Source organism: Demequina silvatica (genome assembly GCF_000971215.1).
Classification (GTDB): Bacteria; Actinomycetota; Actinomycetes; order Actinomycetales; family Demequinaceae; genus Demequina; species Demequina silvatica.
Window position 1 is genome coordinate 236,380 of the sequence record NZ_BBMA01000006.1, and the last position, 14,948, is coordinate 251,327.

15 protein-coding genes are annotated in these 14,948 nt (G+C 69.1%); 3 read left to right on the forward strand and 12 right to left on the reverse strand.

Going from position 1 to position 14,948, the window contains the following annotated elements; genetic code table 11:
• Positions 1-22: 22 nt before the first annotated feature.
• The 7 genes from dinB to AOM05_RS10325 all read right to left on the reverse strand — a co-directional run bounded on the left by dinB (position 23) and on the right by AOM05_RS10325 (position 6,010).
• Entirely contained in the window at positions 23-1,231 is a 1,209-nt protein-coding gene (gene dinB / locus AOM05_RS10295) for a DNA polymerase IV (RefSeq protein WP_062521907.1), read from the reverse strand.
• 100 nt (positions 1,232-1,331) lie between these two features.
• Positions 1,332-1,967 (reverse strand): LysE family translocator, encoded by a 636-nt coding sequence (locus tag AOM05_RS10300; RefSeq protein ID WP_062521909.1) that lies wholly within the window; start codon positions 1,965-1,967, stop codon positions 1,332-1,334.
• A 31-nt stretch (positions 1,968-1,998) separates the two neighbouring features.
• Entirely contained in the window at positions 1,999-2,595 is a 597-nt protein-coding gene (locus tag AOM05_RS10305) for a VOC family protein (protein WP_062521911.1), read from the reverse strand.
• 121 nt (positions 2,596-2,716) lie between these two features.
• The gene (locus AOM05_RS10310) at positions 2,717-3,073 is read right to left on the reverse strand and encodes a nuclear transport factor 2 family protein (protein ID WP_062521913.1); all 357 of its coding nucleotides are present in this window, start codon (positions 3,071-3,073) and stop codon (positions 2,717-2,719) included.
• Positions 3,074-3,154: 81 nt separating this feature from the next.
• A complete protein-coding gene (locus AOM05_RS10315) occupies positions 3,155-4,393 on the reverse strand; it encodes a glycoside hydrolase family 1 protein (RefSeq protein WP_062521915.1) in 1,239 nt (412 codons plus the stop codon).
• 19 nt (positions 4,394-4,412) lie between these two features.
• Complete coding sequence (ribB, locus tag AOM05_RS10320) at positions 4,413-5,018, reverse strand: 3,4-dihydroxy-2-butanone-4-phosphate synthase (RefSeq protein ID WP_062521917.1); 606 nt, start codon at positions 5,016-5,018, stop codon at positions 4,413-4,415.
• Complete coding sequence (locus AOM05_RS10325) at positions 5,015-6,010, reverse strand: sugar-binding transcriptional regulator (protein ID WP_062521920.1); 996 nt, start codon at positions 6,008-6,010, stop codon at positions 5,015-5,017. Before AOM05_RS10325 ends, ribB begins: the two co-directional genes overlap by 4 nt.
• Before the next feature lie 253 nt (positions 6,011-6,263).
• On the opposite strand from AOM05_RS10325, the gene AOM05_RS10330 reads away from it, so the two are divergent.
• Positions 6,264-7,823, forward strand: a complete 1,560-nt coding sequence (locus AOM05_RS10330) for a nucleoside hydrolase-like domain-containing protein (protein ID WP_082097447.1) — start codon at positions 6,264-6,266, stop codon at positions 7,821-7,823.
• A 91-nt stretch (positions 7,824-7,914) separates the two neighbouring features.
• Here the strand turns inward: AOM05_RS10330 and AOM05_RS10335 are convergent, their stop codons facing one another.
• Positions 7,915-9,084 carry an alkene reductase gene (locus AOM05_RS10335; RefSeq protein ID WP_228373262.1) on the reverse strand — a complete coding sequence of 390 codons (1,170 nt, stop codon included), beginning with the start codon at positions 9,082-9,084 and terminating at the stop codon, positions 7,915-7,917.
• A gap of 26 nt (positions 9,085-9,110) precedes the next feature.
• Here AOM05_RS10335 and AOM05_RS14285 point away from each other — a divergent pair, with 26 nt between their 5' ends.
• Together AOM05_RS14285 and AOM05_RS10345 are read left to right on the forward strand one after the other, a co-directional pair.
• The gene (locus AOM05_RS14285) at positions 9,111-9,563 is read left to right on the forward strand and encodes a MarR family winged helix-turn-helix transcriptional regulator (protein ID WP_062521926.1); all 453 of its coding nucleotides are present in this window, start codon (positions 9,111-9,113) and stop codon (positions 9,561-9,563) included.
• A 26-nt stretch (positions 9,564-9,589) separates the two neighbouring features.
• Entirely contained in the window at positions 9,590-10,234 is a 645-nt protein-coding gene (locus AOM05_RS10345; protein WP_062521928.1) for an NAD(P)-dependent oxidoreductase, read from the forward strand.
• A 110-nt stretch (positions 10,235-10,344) separates the two neighbouring features.
• Here AOM05_RS10345 and AOM05_RS10350 read toward each other — a convergent pair whose 3' ends face one another.
• The 4 genes from AOM05_RS10350 to AOM05_RS10365 form a co-directional block, all read right to left on the reverse strand.
• Complete coding sequence (locus AOM05_RS10350) at positions 10,345-11,325, reverse strand: D-ribose ABC transporter substrate-binding protein (RefSeq protein ID WP_228373263.1); 981 nt, start codon at positions 11,323-11,325, stop codon at positions 10,345-10,347.
• A 73-nt stretch (positions 11,326-11,398) separates the two neighbouring features.
• Entirely contained in the window at positions 11,399-12,538 is a 1,140-nt protein-coding gene (locus AOM05_RS10355) for an ABC transporter permease (RefSeq protein WP_062521931.1), read from the reverse strand.
• Position 12,539: 1 nt separating this feature from the next.
• Positions 12,540-14,105 carry a sugar ABC transporter ATP-binding protein gene (locus AOM05_RS10360; protein ID WP_062521933.1) on the reverse strand — a complete coding sequence of 522 codons (1,566 nt, stop codon included), beginning with the start codon at positions 14,103-14,105 and terminating at the stop codon, positions 12,540-12,542.
• A complete protein-coding gene (locus AOM05_RS10365) occupies positions 14,105-14,764 on the reverse strand; it encodes a DUF2291 family protein (protein ID WP_082097449.1) in 660 nt (219 codons plus the stop codon). Before AOM05_RS10365 ends, AOM05_RS10360 begins: the two co-directional genes overlap by 1 nt.
• Between the last annotated feature and the right edge of the window lie 184 nt (positions 14,765-14,948).

Genomic DNA, 14,948 nt, shown 5'->3' on the forward strand with positions numbered 1-14,948 from the left:
CCGCGCGGCTCCTGCACCGTGCCTACTCGTGTTCAGGCAGGCGCGGCGCCGACACACCAGGGTCACGACCGATGAGCGCCGCGCGTGTGACGGCGGCGGAGCCGAACCGATCACGGACCGCGTCGAGGGCGGTGTCGAGCGCGGCGTCGATGCGCGCCCCGTCGTTCCAGTCGATCGGAAGCTCCGCCTGAACCTCGCCGGCGCTGGTCAGCTGCGAGAGCGAGACGCCGATGAGGGTGATGCCGCGTGCGGCGATGTCGGGACCCGCCGCAGCGAGCAACCGCTGGGCGACGGCGAGCAGTACCTCGGTGCGATCGGTAGGCGCGGCGAGCGTGTGCGATCGCGTCGCCTTCGCGAAGTCGCCGTAGCGCAGCCTCAGGACCACGGTGGCGCACGACGATCCGCGATCGCGCAGGCGCTTCGCGAGGGCGTCGACGATCTGCGTGAGGATCAGCCCGAGCTCGCCACCTGCATACGACCGATTGCCGAGCGCGCGCTGCGAGCCGATGGATCCGTGGCGCTTGGTCGTGTCGACGGGCCGCGGGTCCCGGAGCCGGGCCAGCGCATGCAGATGCGCGCCGGCAGCCTTGCCAAGCCATCGCTCGGCGGTCGCGGACTCGAGCTCTGCCAGCTGCCCGACCGTGTAGACGCCGTTGCGGTGCAGCTTCTCCGCGGTCACCGCGCCCACGCCCCAGAGCCGTTCGACCGGGAGCGGGTGAAGGAACGCCTCCTCGCGGTCCGGCCCCACCACCAGGAGCCCGTCGGGCTTGCTGACCGCGCTCGCGACCTTCGCGAGGAACTTGGTCCTCGCGACGCCCACCGAGATCGGGAGCCCGACCTCGGCACGCACGCGTTCCCGCAGGCGCACGGCGATCTCCTCGGGGGTCCCCGCAATACGGCGCAGGCCCCCCACCTCGAGGAACGCCTCGTCGATCGAGATTCCCTCCACGTACGGCGTGGTGTCGTGGAAGATCGCGAACACGGCACGGCTCGCCGCGGAGTAGGCCTCCATGCGCGGCGCAACGACGATCGCGTCGGGACAGAGCGCACGCGCCCGATGCACCCCCATCGCGGTGCGCACGCCCCGGGCCTTCGCTTCATAGCTCGCGGCCGCCACGACGCCGCCGCCCACGATCACGGGCCGTCCCCGAAGTGCGGGCTCGTCGCGTTGCTCGACCGAGGCGTAGAACGCGTCGAGGTCGGCGTGGAGCACCGTCGCTTCGCCGCGCATCCCACACCTCCTGCCCGCACACGGTCCTCCAGGAATGGTCTCACCGGTGGCCGACATCGCACTCGCCAGGTGCCGGGCCGACGGGTCACGCCGACTCGGGCTAGCGATGCGCCAGCGCCAGGCGGACCCCCATCGCGACCAGCACAGTCCCCGCGACGGCGTCGACCACCCGCACGCCGCGCACGCTCGCGAGCCATCGCCGCGCGTAGCCCGCGCCCAGGATGATCAGCGCGAACCACACCAGCCCCAGCGCCGCGTGCACCGCCGCGAGCAGCAGCCCCACGGCCAGCGGCGAGTACCCGTCCGGGATGAACTGCGGGATTGTCGCGATGTAGAAGACCCCGGTCTTGGGATTGAGCAGGTTGGTGGTGAAGCCCGTCGCGAGCGCCCGCCCAACCCCGCGCGGACCGGGCGTGGGCTCCAGGGCGACCGCCGCATCGTCCCCTCGCACGGCCCGCCACAGCATGCGTCCGCCCAGGTAGACGATGTACGCCGCGCCGCCCCACGTCACCACCCGGAACGCCCACTCGGAGGCCGCGAGCAACGCGGCCGCGCCCACCGCGGCGGCGGCGCCCCACACGAACAGCCCGAGCGTGATCCCGAACGCGGCCGCGGCGGCCTGGCGACGGCCGCCCACCAGGGTTGAGCGCAGGACCAGCGTGGTGTCGATCCCGGGCACGACGGTGAGCAGCAGTGCCACCGCGCCGAAGCCGAGCACGGCCTGAGAGAGCGTCATGGGGCGACTCTAGGCGGCGCGGGCGAACCGGTCAGCCGAGGTCGCGCGGCAGCGGGTCCGGCCCGGTCGCGGTGACCAGCTGCTGGGGCCGCCAGCCTTCCACGTGGCGGAACCCGTCGAACGTGCCGCCCTGCAGCTCGACCACCTCACGCAGCGGACGCTGGTGGAACTTCACGTGGGTGAAGTCCCCGAACAGGATGTAGTACGGCTCGTTCCACTCGTTCTGGAACTGCTGCCCCGTGAGCACCGCTCGGTGACGGCGAGAGAACTCCTCGGCCTCCGCGCCGACCACCAGCCCCACGTGCTCCATGCCCATCTTGTAGACGCGCTGGTGGACCGGCGGGATCAGCTCGATGAGCGGGATGCCGCGCCCGTCGAGCACTCGGAGCGGCTCCGCGAGCACCAGCATCGACATGGGCCTGCCGTTCCAAACGCCCTCCATGTTCGCCACCGAATCCCGCTCGAGCAGGTCCCTCACGTGGACGTACTGGTCCCACTCCGGCAGGCGGTAGGCGAGGTGGCTGAACTCATAGGGAGAGATGTCGATCCCACGGTCGAGGAGGCGATCGCGCTGGCGCGCGACGAACGCGCGGTAGTCGCCGATGATGTCGCCGACCCGGTCGCCCATGGCATACCCCCTCGATCCGCGGGTGGCGACCCCCGGGTGCCACCACGTCTCGTGTCTACCCCGGACGCTCAGCGTCCGCAACGGCGAGGGACGATGCGCGGGCCGGGCGGGCACGCGACGTTCAGTCCGCGGTCTCCCGCGGGGTCATGAACCACTCGATGAACCGCGCCGCGCGGCCGTCCGGCGCGAACCACACCTCCCAGAGGTTGGTGTAGCTCTCGTGGCCCGGATAGTCGACCGTGCCCGTGATGATCCCGAGCTCGCTGTTCTCGATGAGGACCGCGAGGCTGTAGGTCGGGTTCGACGGCTCGGGCTCCTTCCACGCCTCGATGATCGCGTCGATGCCCTTGACCGGTTCCGGGTCGTTGGGCCGGAACCAGTACTCGGCGTCGTCGGTGAAGAGGGCGCGGATGTCCGCGTCCTCCTTGGATGCCCAGGCCTTGATGTAGCCGTCCAGCCAGTCGCTCGTGCGGGTCATGCTTCGTGTCTACCCGGCCCGGCGCGAAGGCGCCATCGGAGCGGGCGGGGCCGGCGCATCGTCCCGTGGGCCTCGGGCGATTCAGACCCGCGATGCGCGGACGACCTCCGCATACCAGCGTGCCGAAACCTTGGGGGTGCGCGCGAAGGTGGTCCGGTCGACAGAGTGCATGCCGAAGTGCGGCGCGAACCCGAACTGCCATTCGAAGTTGTCGATCAGGCTCCACGCGATGAAGCCACGGACGTCGGCGTCCGCGTCCATCGTCGTCCGGAGCGCGGCGAGGAATCGCGCGTAGTACTCGATGCGCTCATCCTCGTTGTCGGTGGTGACGCCTGTTCCGGTGATCATGATGGGCACCTCCGCGACACGCGCCGCGAGCGGGACCGTGTGCAGGACCGCCTCGGGCGAGTAGAGGTAGCCGAGATTGGTGACGCGCCATTCCGGCGGCATCTCCAGGGCCTGACCCTTGGATCCCACGTGCTGGGTCATGTAGGTCTGGACGCCGATGAAGTCGTCGCGGCGCGCGGCCTCAAGGTAGACGGTGGTGAGGAGCGCGGTGAGGCGCGGGGTGGGGTCTGCCTCCGGATGGTCGACGAGGTGCACGCCGGGCGATCGCGGGTCATCGTCCACATGGACGACGACATCCTGGAGCGACACCGTGAGACCGACGGGGAAATCGCCGGGCCCCTCGCGCAGAGCGCTGGCACCCGCCCGGTGCGCGGCGAGAAAGGTGTCCGTGGCGCGCTCGAGAGCCGCGACGTCCTGCTTGAAGCCCGGCGGAAAGACGCCGTTCCAGTAGCCCTGGCTCGTGACGGTGTTGGGCTCGTTGAACGTCACCGCGACATCGATGAGCTCGCCCAGCTGTGCAGCGACGATCCCGGCGTAGCGCGCGAACAGGTCGGCCGTGTCCGCGGCCTCCCATCCACCTCGATCCACCACCCACTGCGGCGTGGTGAAGGAGTGCAGCGTCACCATGGTGCGTAGGCCCAGGTCGCGCGCGCCGCGCAGCATCGCCGCATAGGTGTCGAGTGCAGCCTGGTCGATCACGCCGTCCTGCGGCTCGATCCGGCTCCACTCGAGGGAGAACCGGTACGCATCGAGTCCCATGCCCGCGACCAGGCGCAGGTCCTCCGGCCAGCGGTTCCACGAGTCGCACGCAGCGCCGCTCGGCTCAGCGGTCCGCACGCCTGGCGGCTGTTCCCACCGCGACCAGTCGTTGCCCTCGTTGCCGCCCTCGACCTGGTGCGACGACGTCGCGATGCCCCACAGCCAATGGGCGGGCACTGCTCCGAACGGCGCGATCGTGTGCTCGGACCGCATCTCTACCACCTGCCCCTGCCTAGACCGCCATGTACTCGACGAGCTCGTCGATCGACACCTGCACAAACCCGTGTGCCTCGGAGAACGCACGGAGGTCGGCCCCGCGGAGCATCTCCCCGTCCTCGCCCGCGATCTCGCAGATCACGCCCGCCGGCTCCCAGCCGGCGAGCCGCGCGAGATCGACGGCGGCCTCGGTATGCCCAGGTCGCGCGACCACACCGCCCTCGGCCGCGACGAGCGGGAACAGATGGCCAGGACGTACCAGGTCGCCAGAGCCGCGCGCCGGATCGACAAGAATCGCGATCGCCTTGGCGCGATCGCTGGCGGAGATGCCCGTCGTCACGCCCTGCGCCGCATCGACCGAGACGGTGAACGCGGTCCGCAACGCCTCGGCGTTCTGCGGCACCATGGGCGGCAGGCCCAGCTCGTCCGCGCGGGCCGCGAGGATGGGGGCGCAGATGAGCCCGCGACACTCCCGCATCATGAACGCGACCCACTCCGGCGATGCGCATTGCGCGGCGATCACCAGGTCGCCTTCGTCCTCACGGTCCGGGTGGTCGGTGACCACCACGGGCAGGCCCTCCCGGATCGCGGCGATCGCCGCCTCGACTGGCCTTTGACTCACCTGTGCTGCTCACTCTCCACTAGCGCGCGCGCGATCGCGACATCCGTGACGAGGACGTTCACCCACCCACCATGCAACGCTCCGCGGATCGCCGCGAGCTTGCGGGTGCCGCCCGCGACGCCGATACGGCGCGGGATCGAGCGTAGGACGTCCGGGCTGATGCCGATGACACGACCGTCGAACCCCGATCGCACCGGCAACCCGTCCGCATCGAAGTAGCGCAGACAGACGTCGCCGACCGCACCGACCGCGCGCAGCGATGCCTCGTCCGCCTCAGTGACCGCGTTTCCGGAGCTGCGCAGCAGCGGCGATGGCTCCGTGGTGCCGATGCCGAGCAACGCTATCGTCAGATCGGGCCAATGCGAGGCGACCGACATGACCGAGGGATCAGCCATGAGCGACTCCCGCGCAGACGAACTTCCTAGCAGGCCCGGCGCGGGAAGGAACACCGGCTCCGCACCCGTGGCCGCGGCGAACCGGGTCAGCATGCGCGTCGCCTCGACCTGCACGCGCGACTCACCGACGCCACCCATGAGTTGCACCACGGAGGTTGCCACGACCGAGTGGGCGGGCCGCATGGCGTCGACGGCCGCGATCAATGACGCGCTCCACGAGGAGATCCCGACCCGGTCGCCGCCGGTCATCGTGGTCTCGAGGTACGCCGCGGTCGCGCTCCCGACCGCACGCACCTCATCCTGGCCTCCGGGGTCGACGACGACCGCCTCCACCAGGCCGAAGGCCCGCTCCAACCGTCGTTCCAGCTCTGTGAACACGCCGCCCGGCTCCGACACGGTGGTGCGCACGATCCCGGCGTCGACCGCGCGCTTGAGAAGGCGCGACACCCGCGGCTGCGATACGTGGAGGCGCGCGGCGATCTGCGCCTGGCGGAGCCCCTGCTCGTGATACATGCGTGCGATGCGCACCATCAGCCTGGTGTGGTCGTCGACATGAGAGTAAGCATCGCCCCGCGTCGCCGCGTCAGACTCCGACATGGCCCTCCTCGGCTTCATTCGCTTGCGAACAGATATGCAACCGTACCCTGAACTGCCCCGCGACAACCGCCCGCCGTGCGGGCCGTGCGCGGTCCCACCGATCACGCAGCTCCGATTTGCGGCTTCCGATTGACATCCGTCGAGTCGCGTCAATAGAGTGGCGAGTGCATAGGCATGACTGAATATTAATGCAGATGCAGCTCGGGCGCCCCACGAGCCCGGCCGTTGTCAACGTCGATGAACGGAGAAAGTCATGGGGTTCACCCTTGCTCGACCAGCACTGCCGACACGCGCTCGATCCCTCGGCGGCGCAGCCGTCCTCGGGCTCGCCGCACTCGGGTGCGGCATCGCGGCGGCGGCGCCCGCCGTGGCCGCACCGCCCGAGGCTGCACCCATCCAGGCCGCCCAGGCCAAGGCGACCGAGGACGCCAAGCCACGCGTCATCCTTACCAACGACGGTGAGGTCGACGACATGGACAGCTTCATCCGCTACCTCTACTACGCGAATGAGTTCGACACCGAGGGCATCGTGCTGACCAGCTCCATGTACCACTGGGCCGGCAACGGCGACGACGTCGCACCGTTCCGGTGGACCGGCACCGAATGGATCTCGGACTACATCGACAAGTACGGCGAGATCTACCCGAACCTGGTCAAGCACGACGCGGACTACCCGTCGCCCGAGGAGCTCCACAGCATCTACAAGATCGGCAACATCTCCAACGTTCACGAGATGGAGGAGGTCACCGAGGGTTCGGAGCTCATCGTCGATCGCATCCTCGCCGACGAGCCGGGCCCGCTCTACGTCCTCGCCTGGGGCGGCACCAACTCTCTCGCTCGCGCGCTGAAGTCGATCGAGGAGGAGTACTCGAGCTCCCCGGAGTGGCCCGCGATGCAGGCCGAGATCTCCGAGAAGGTCGTGGTCTACAACATCCTCACGCAGGACAACACCCTCGCGAACTACATCAAGCCCGCCTGGCCCGACGTCAAGATCATCGACAACCAGGGGGCATTCTGGGGCTTCGCGTACTTCTGGCGGAACGCGCTTCCCGCTGATCAGCTCGACACCTTGAGAGGCGACTGGCTCGGCCCGAACATCGTGAACGACCACGGCCCCCTCGCGTACGAGTACCGCACCATGCGCGACGGCAAGCCGACGCCAGGCGACGACCAGAACAACCGCTGGCGCCCGGACCAGAACACCGGCTTCAATGTGTACGACTTCCTCTCCGAGGGCGACTCTCCGTCGTTCATGTACCTGCTCGACTTCAACGGCCTCCGCTCGTCCGAAGACCCGACGTGGGGTGGTTGGGGCGGTCGCTTCGACACCGTCTCGTACGGCTGGAAGGACGCGGCGGACCAGAGCCCGTTCGTGAGCTCGTGCGGCGGTGGGTTCATCGATCCCTGCAAGATGTATGCGCAGATGCGGTGGCTCGACGAACTCCAGAACGACTTCGCTGCTCGCGTGGACTGGGGCATCGCGGACGACTACTCCGAGGCCAACCACAACCCGACCGCCCGCGTGGCGCAGGGAGTCGACATCACGGCCATGCCGGGCAGCACGGTTCCGTTGCGGGCGATCGTCGGCGATGTCGACGGCGACGCCGTGGCAACGTCGTGGTGGCAGTACGAAGACGCCGACACCTACGCGGGCACGGTCGAGATCGTGCAGTCCGGGAACAACGGTGCGGTGAGGTTCAAGGTGCCGACGGACGCTGAGCCGGGTCAGACGATCCACCTGATCCTCGAGGCGACCGATGATGGCACGCCGGCCCTGACGCACTACCAGCGCGTGGTGGTCACCGTCGGTTGACACACGTCTCCGTCCGTGGGGGACGGATGGCGATACCGGATGCGCCGGGACCCTCGGGGTCCCGGCGCATCTGTGCGCGCTTCCGCGCGGCTCAGCCCACCAACGCCGGGTAGTCCGTGTAGCCGCGGTGATCGCCTCCGAACGCCTTGCTCCTGTCCGCCTGTGCGAACGGCCCACCCTGCGCGAGGCGACGGGGAAGGTCCGGGTTCGCGAGGAACAGCGCGCCCCACGAAACCAGGTCGGCGAGACCATTCTCGATGAGGGCGACCGCGTCGGGGCCGGTCGGCGCGGGCATCGTGTCGGGGTTGAGGATGACCGTGCCCGAGTACGCCTCTCGGATAGCGCGGGTCAGCGCCCGCTGCCCGGGCGCCTCCGCGATGTGGAGGTATGCAAGCCCGAGTCCGTCGAACTCCCGCACCAATGCGAGGTAGGTGTCCTCCGCATCCGGCTCGACGATGCTCTGGAAGGGCATCCGCGGCGACAGGCGGATGCCCACATGCTCGGCGCCGATCGCGTCGACCACGGCGCGCACCACCTCGAGTGCGAAGCGGATCCGAGCGCCGACCGGACCGCCCCACGCATCCGTGCGCCGGTTGGCGCTCGGCGCGAGGAACTGGTGGATGAGATAGCCGTTGGCACCGTGCAGCTCGACGCCGTCGAAGCCGGCGCGCATCGCGTTGCGGGCCGCCGCCGCGAAATCGTCGACGGTCGCGAGGATCTCCGCCTCGGTCAAGGCGTGCGGAACGGGGTAGGCCCGGGGCCCGGCATGCGTATAGACGGTGCCCTCCGCGGCCACTTCGGACGGCCCGACCGGAGTCAGGTCACCCGGCAGCAGATCCGCGTGGCCGATCCGGCCCGCATGCATGAGCTGCGCGAAGATCCGTCCGTCCGCCTGATGCACGGCATCCGTGACCTCACGCCACGCGTCGATCTGAGCATCGGAGTGCAGCCCAGGGGTGTCGGGATACCCCTGTCCGACGACGGACGGCTGGATGCCCTCGGTGACGATAAGGCCTGCGCCCGCCCGCTGCGCGTAGTACGTGGCCATCAGCGGGGTCGGCGTCGCGCCGTCGCCGTAGGCGCGGCTTCGGGTCATCGGCGCCATCACGATGCGGTTGCTCAGCGTCAGGCCGGCGAGGTCGTACGTGTCGAATGCGGTCGGCATGGGTGGGCTCCTCCTAGGAACGGCGTCGTGGATGCGAAAGTTATTGAGCAACTCAAACGTTCGGCACCGTACCACAACAGTTAAGTTGGTAAACAATTGACCAGTCGCGCTATTGTCGACCCATGGAATCGCGCAGGGAACGCATAGCCGAGGCCCATCAGCTGTCCCAGCTGCTGGTGGACGCGGCCGCTCAGTCGAAGGCGGGGTTCACCGCGATCGCGGGCGAGCTGGGCCTGCCCGTCGCGCTCGCGCGCGCGGTGCTTCAGCTCGAGGACCCGATGCCGATGCGCGCGCTCGCCGATCTGCTGTCATGCGACCGCTCGTATGTCACCGCTCTCGCCGACCAGCTGGAGGAGCACGGGCTGGCGACGCGCGAGAGCGGCGCGGACCGCCGAATCAAGCAACTGCAGCTGACGCCCGCCGGCCAGAGCATCCGATCCCGGCTCACCCGCGCCGTCGAGCGGAGCAGTCCCGTCATGCTGCGCCTCTCGCCCGACGACCGGGCGGCCCTGATCCCGCTGCTCGAGAAGCTCGTCGGCAACGCGCACCCCGGCGTCGACGACGCCGCCTGCTGATCGCCACCCTAGGAAGGAATGACTCCATGACAGATCCCGCATCCCCTCACGTCCTGATCGCTGGCGTCGGCGGCCTGGGCGCCCACATGGTCGACGAGGCGCTGAGCCGCGGCGCGCGCGTGTCGGTGCTCGTACGCGACGAGGGCCGGTTGCTTGCACGGATCGGTACCGACACGATGGCCCGGCTCGAGTCCGTCATCATCGGGGATGCCACCGACCCCGAGGCGCTCGACCTGGCTCTGCGCGGCGTGGACGTAGTGCTGTCCGGGAACGGCGCCCACCGCACCATGGCGCGTGAGCTCGCCGCCGCCTGCCGGCGCAACGGCGCGAAGAAGCTGTGCTGGCCCGCCGGCGGCACCAACGTGATGTCGGAGGACGGCGTCACACCCGCGTACGTCCAGTTCGTGTCCCAGTGGCCAGCTGCCGAGGCCGTGTACCGCGCACACCAGGCGTGCATCGACGCGATCCGCGACGAGGGCATCAACTACGTGATCTTCTGCCCGGGTCGCATGGCGTCGATCGGGCATCTCAGCGCCGAAGTCCGTGGTGCCATCCGAGTCAACCGACCCGCGGGCATGTTCGTGTCCTATGAGGACGCCGCGTGGGTCATGCTCGAGGCCGCGTTGACCGACGCATACGATCGCGAGCTCATCAGCGCCGCGACAGCCTGAATCGCCGCGCGCGCCGTACGGACCCGCCAAGCGCACCCCCAGGTGTCACAGCAGCGCCCCCGCGGGGATCCCGCGGGGGCGCTGCCTCTCTGGAGGAGGTGGGGTCGGCGTCAGCCCTCGAGGGCGAACACCGTGTACTTGTCGACGTTGGACTCGTCGATGAGCACGCAGTCCACGGACTGCTTCTCGGGCTGGCCGGTCGAGCCGTTGCGGATGTACTCGTCGGCCTGCTGAACCGCCATCTGCGAAATCAGCACGGCGGGCTGGAGGCCGGTGGACAGCAGCTTGCCGTCCTTGATCGCCTGAGCGGCGTCGGGGCTTCCGTCGAAGCCGGCCACGATCACCTTGCCGGTGAGGCCGGCCGCGTCGACGGCGGCGACGGCGCCGAGCGCCATCGTGTCGTTGCCCGCGATGATGCCCTTGACGTCAGGGTTGGCCTCGAGCAGCGTCTGGACCTTGTTGAAGGCCTCCTGCTGGTCCCAGTTGGCGGTCTCCTGCGCGACCATCTCCATGTCGGCGTACTGGTCGATCACCGAGTGGTACGCCTCGGAACGCACGGCAGCGTTCGTGTCGGTCTCGCGGCCGAGCAGCTCGATGTACGTGCCCTCGCCCTCCATGGCGGCCACGAAGGACTCGCCCACAAGGCCGGCGCCCTGCGAGTTGTTCGCCACGATCTGCGAGACGGCGATGCCGGTCTCGTTGATCTCTCGGTCGATCAGGAACACGGGGATGCCCGCGTCCTTCGCCTTCTGGACGGCGCCGATGGTGACGTCGGCACCGGCGTTGTCGAGGATGATCGCGACGGCGCCGTTGGAGATCGCCGAGTCGATGAGCTCCGACTGCTTGTTCGGGTCGTCGTCGTGCGAGTCGGCCTGGGCCGTGTAGCCGAGCGCCTCGGCCTCAGCGACCGCGGCGTCCGCCTCCGCCTTGAAGAAGACGTTGGAGTGCGACGGGGTGATGACCGCGATGAGGCCGCCGGCCTCGCCGCCGGTGGCGGGAGCGCTGGCCTCGGTGGTCGGTGCCGCCGCGGACGAGGACGTCTCGGTGGACGAGCCGCCGGACGAGCACGCGCTCAGGGCGACAATGGACATGGCTGCTGCGGCAATCACAGCGCCTTTGCGGAACTTGCCTAGCATCTTCTCTCCTTGTATTTCCTGGGTTGGATCAAGCAGCCTTGGCGGCTTCGCGTTCCGCCGCCTCCTGCTTGACGCTTTGTGCGGCCTGTGCCGCCGCTCTCGCCTTCTTGAGGCGCTCCTGGCCCTGGTCGAGGATCACCGCGAGGACGATCACCAGACCCTTGATGACGGTCTGCCAGAAGCTTGAGACGCCCACGAGGACGAGTCCGTCGGACAGGAAGCCGATGACGAACGCGCCGATCAGCGCACCCTTCACCGTGCCTCGACCACCCGCGAGGGACGCTCCGCCGATGACGACGGCCGCGATGGCGTTGAGCTCGAAGGTGTTGCCCGTCTGAGGCGCGGCGGACGTGAGCTCAGACGCGATGATGAGGCCCGCCATCGCGGCACAGATGCCGCTGATGATGTAGACGCGCATCTTGACCTTCTTGACCGGCACGCCGGACAGCTGGGCGGCGCGCTCGTTGCCGCCGGTCGCGTAGAGCCACCGGCCGAACCTGGTCTTGTTCACCAGCAGTGCGATCACGATGGCGAAGGCCACCATGATCCAGATCGCCGTCGGGATCCCCAGGGGCCGCGCGACGCCGAGGAAGGAGAAGCCGGTGTTGCCGAGTTCGGGGTCACCCTGCAGCTTGGGGAACGTCGAGCCGTTCGAGATGAGGAGCGCGGCGCCGCGGGCGATGTACATGGTGCCCAGCGTCGCGATGAATGGCGCGACGTTGAATCTTGTGACCAACAAGCCGTTGAGAGAACCGACCAAGGCGCCTACCGCCAGCGCGACGATGATCACCACCCAGACCGCGGGATACGCCGTGACGTCGAAGAGGGACAGCTGCCAGCCTTGCAGCATCACCCCCGCCACGATCCCGGAGAGGCCCACGATCGACCCGACGGAGAGGTCGATGCCCGCGGTGGTGATGACCAGCAGCATGCCGAGCGCGAGGATCGCGTTGTAGGCGACGTGCTTGGTCATGGTGATGAGGTTGCTCGGCGTGAGGAACGCGTCAGAGAGCAGGGCGAACACGATCACCAGGACGATCAGCGCGACGAAAGCGCGCTGATCGAGGAGGAACTCGCCCACCCCCCGGTCCCCGATGATCGGCCTGCGGGTCCGACCCGTCGTCGCGACGGATCCGGAGGTCTTGGGCGACTGCTGCGTTGCGGTCATGTCATGCCTCGTTTCGGGCGTTGGTGGCCTGCGCGGGGGAATCAGCGATGGCCATGAGCTGCTCTCGACTGGTGGTGCGCGGGTCGAGCTCCGCGACGACTCGCCCTCGTGCCATGACGATGATCCGGTCGCTCGCGTAGAGGACCTCGTCGAGCTCCGAGGTGGCGAAGAGGACGGCGCGACCCTCGCGGGCCTGCGACGCCATGAGGGCGAAGATGTCTGCCTTGGCGCCCACGTCGATGCCGCGGGTCGGCTCGTCGAGCACCACCACGCGCGGCTCGGTCATGAGCGCCTTGCCGATGACGACCTTCTGCTGGTTGCCGCCGGACAGCGAGCCGATGGCGGCGTCGAAGCCTGCCATCTTCACCTTGACGCCGCGCGCGGTCTCAGCGAGCAGCTCCGACTCGGGCTTGGGGTTGAGGAACAGCCCCTGGACGAACTTCCCTACCGAGGCGAGCGCCATGTTGCGGCCCACCGAGAGCACCTGAACGAGCCCGTCGCGCTGCCGATCCTCCGGGACCAGGATGAGTCCGCGGTCGATGCGGTCCTCGACGCTGAGCCCCGTCAGATCCTTGCCGTCGAGAGTGACCGAGCCGGCGAGGATGGGGTTCCGTCCCGCGAGCGCCTCGAGCAGCTCGGTGCGGCCGGCGCCCATGAGCCCGTAGATGCCCACCACCTCCCCCGCGTGGACGTCGAACGAGACGTCTCGCGCGGCCAGGCGGCCTGGGCTGTCGGGGTCCGAGACGACGACTCCGTCGAGCGAGAGCAGCACCTCACCCGGGTCGTACGCCATGGGCGCGTACAGGTCGCCCGACTCGCGCCCGACCATCTGCGACACGATCCACGGCAGGTCGACCTCGGCCATGGGGGCGCGCGCGACGATCTCGCCGTCGCGCAGCACCACCGCGGTGTCCGCGAGCTCGAGGCACTCGTCCAGGTGGTGCGAGATGTAGACCACGGAGACGCCACGCGACGTGAGCTCGCGAATGAGGCGGAACAGCACCTGGACCTCGGCGTGCGACAGCGCGGAGGTCGGCTCATCCATGATGAGGATGCGTGCGTCCTCGCTGAGCGCGCGCGCGATCTCGACGATCTGCTGCTGACCGAGGCGCAGGTCCGCGGCGGTGGTGCGTGGGTCGAGGGGCTCCTCGAGCCGCTCGAGCAGCTGCACCGTCTCCTCGCGCTGCGCCGCGAAGTCGACGGCGCCGTTCCGCACCCGCTCGCGTCCCAGGAAGATGTTGTCCGCGATGGACATGTTGAGGCAGAGGCTCAGCTCCTGGTGGATGATCGCGACGCCCCGGGAGAGTGCCTCGGTCGGGTTGGCGAACGCGACCACCTCGCCGTCGAGCGTGATGGTGCCGGAGCTCGGCTGCTCGACGCCCGCCAGGATCTTCATGAGCGTGGACTTTCCCGCGCCGTTCTCGCCGATGAGCGCGGTGACCTCGCCGACGCGGAGCTCGAAGTCGACGCCGCGCAGGGCGTGCGTACCGCCGTACGCCTTGGTGACGGCCTCGGCCCGCATCACCACCGCGCCGCGGGTGGTGATGCGCCCGTTGGACTCGGACATCAGCCGACCTCGACGGTGACGGGGACCACGACCACGTGGTCGACCTCGCCGCCGGTCTTCGAGGACCACGACAGCGCGCCGGTCACGGTGATGGACTTGCCCTGCAGCGAATCGAGGTCGACGTCCGCGTACGCGTTCTCTGCGGCGAGCTTGTTCAGCTCGATCGCGACGTTCTGGTACTCCGTCTGGTTCACGAAGTCGCCGAACGCCACCTCGGTGCCGGCGTCGCGCAACGCCGTCGAGGACCCGAGCGGCGGCACCGCGACGCCGACGGTCACGCCCTCGGGCAGCCCCTCGACCTCCAGCGCCACCTCGCCGAACGAGCCCTCCGCGACGACGCCGGTGGCGACTACAGGGAAGCTGTACGGCTTGTTCGCGTCCTCACGACGCCCGTACTCCTCGCCCGTGCCCTCCGGGTCCTCGGCCATCATCGCGATGAGCTCCTCGACGGGGATCGCGCGATCCGTCAGCGACGGCACGATCACGTCCTCGTAGTTGAGGGCCGCAAACTCGGTCGCGGTGTCCGCCGCGATCGCCTGCGCGTCGTTGCTCACGAACTCGGTGCTGAGCACCATCGCGACCACCAGCGCCGTCACCCCGACGCCACCGATCACGGCGGGCCTGCGCCACACCGGCCTGCGCACTTCCGTAGCAGTCATCCTCAGCGCCCTCCTTCGCGCGCCTGGATCGATCCCGACGGGATCCGCGGGCAGAGCCCGCGGGCGTGGCGAGCCCCCGCGGCGATGGATTCCCCACTCGCCGCCAGCCGACTCACCTGCAGTCCACCCATCACCGATCCACTCTGATCGTTCCGTCCGCTCATCCCGGTGAATACATATTCCA

Coding starts and splice junctions, on each gene's coding strand:
- AOM05_RS14285 (WP_062521926.1), top strand. CDS start 9,111: ATGGAATCGCGCAGGGAACGCATAGCCGAGGCCCATCAGCTGTCCCAG.
- AOM05_RS10305 (WP_062521911.1), bottom strand. CDS start 2,595: ATGGGCGACCGGGTCGGCGACATCATCGGCGACTACCGCGCGTTCGTC.
- AOM05_RS10325 (WP_062521920.1), bottom strand. CDS start 6,010: ATGTCGGAGTCTGACGCGGCGACGCGGGGCGATGCTTACTCTCATGTC.
- AOM05_RS10315 (WP_062521915.1), bottom strand. CDS start 4,393: ATGCGGTCCGAGCACACGATCGCGCCGTTCGGAGCAGTGCCCGCCCAT.
- AOM05_RS10345 (WP_062521928.1), top strand. CDS start 9,590: ATGACAGATCCCGCATCCCCTCACGTCCTGATCGCTGGCGTCGGCGGC.
- AOM05_RS10300 (WP_062521909.1), bottom strand. CDS start 1,967: ATGACGCTCTCTCAGGCCGTGCTCGGCTTCGGCGCGGTGGCACTGCTG.
- dinB (WP_062521907.1), bottom strand. CDS start 1,231: ATGCGCGGCGAAGCGACGGTGCTCCACGCCGACCTCGACGCGTTCTAC.
- AOM05_RS10350 (WP_228373263.1), bottom strand. CDS start 11,325: ATGTCCATTGTCGCCCTGAGCGCGTGCTCGTCCGGCGGCTCGTCCACC.
- AOM05_RS10365 (WP_082097449.1), bottom strand. CDS start 14,764: ATGACTGCTACGGAAGTGCGCAGGCCGGTGTGGCGCAGGCCCGCCGTG.
- AOM05_RS10360 (WP_062521933.1), bottom strand. CDS start 14,105: ATGTCCGAGTCCAACGGGCGCATCACCACCCGCGGCGCGGTGGTGATG.
- AOM05_RS10355 (WP_062521931.1), bottom strand. CDS start 12,538: ATGACCGCAACGCAGCAGTCGCCCAAGACCTCCGGATCCGTCGCGACG.
- AOM05_RS10310 (WP_062521913.1), bottom strand. CDS start 3,073: ATGACCCGCACGAGCGACTGGCTGGACGGCTACATCAAGGCCTGGGCA.
- AOM05_RS10330 (WP_082097447.1), top strand. CDS start 6,264: ATGGGGTTCACCCTTGCTCGACCAGCACTGCCGACACGCGCTCGATCC.